A 382-nucleotide genomic window follows, 5' to 3' on the forward strand; every position below is an offset into this window, starting at 1 on the left:
TTATAGTCAAATGCGTTTCATAGTCTTTACCTATACTTGTAAAATAAGTTTGATCATCTATATTTTTAATAAAAATAAAATCATCTTTATCTTTTAAGATTGCCTGTGGGCTTTCTAAAGTTTCTTTGCTATGTGGTATGTATTTAATTCTATCTTTTTCAATTAGCTTTAGTAAACTTCCTTTTGTAAGTTTTCTTTCTCTATCTTTTAAAGCTATCTTTGCTTCTTTTGGTATATTAGGGATATATTCATCGTCGATCTTTTTAAGATTGAAAGTTTTCATCCATTCATTTCTAACATCTTTATTTATAGTATACTCTTTGCCATTTTTGCCTATAAATCTTAATGAATTGTCTTTAGGATCATCTTTATCCATTAAGAG

The 382-nt window shown here is 26.2% G+C and carries 1 pseudogene; it reads right to left on the minus strand.

Annotated features, from left to right (window positions below):
- Positions 1 to 382, minus strand: a pseudogene (locus DU473_RS08195) (hypothetical protein); the annotation flags it as partial.

Source organism: Campylobacter novaezeelandiae, from assembly GCF_004323845.1.
Classification (GTDB): Bacteria; Campylobacterota; Campylobacteria; order Campylobacterales; family Campylobacteraceae; genus Campylobacter_D; species Campylobacter_D novaezeelandiae.